This window comes from Microbacterium sp. C7(2022) (assembly GCF_028823665.1).
Classification (GTDB): domain Bacteria; phylum Actinomycetota; class Actinomycetes; order Actinomycetales; family Microbacteriaceae; genus Microbacterium.
On record NZ_JAPEHV010000064.1, the window covers coordinates 1 to 266 of the forward strand.

Consider the following 266-nt stretch of genomic DNA (forward strand, 5'->3'; position numbering starts at 1 on the left):
TGGAATATCTGGAATTGTGGGCCTCTGCCATGATCCTCCCTCGAATACCATCAATATCTGGAACGCACAATCTACTCTGGTATCTCAACACTCCATCTCCCCCTTTGGCGAAAATCATCACTTTTTGCTTAGGCACATCTACTTTTAGTTGTAGCAGAATGGGATCTTGGTCTTGCTTGTCTTTCACCTCATCTATTAAAGATGATGTAGAACCGTTTTCCTTAAGCACTCCGCCCTCACCAGACTCATCTATCTGTGCTCCCTAT

Annotated in this window: 1 protein-coding gene; it reads right to left on the reverse strand. The window is 44.4% G+C overall.

All coding sequences use genetic code 11. The features are described from left to right. A partial coding sequence (locus ON062_RS13700; RefSeq protein ID WP_274647699.1) for a hypothetical protein occupies positions 1-229 on the reverse strand: 229 nt, incomplete at its 3' end. Positions 230-266 lie beyond the last annotated feature (37 nt).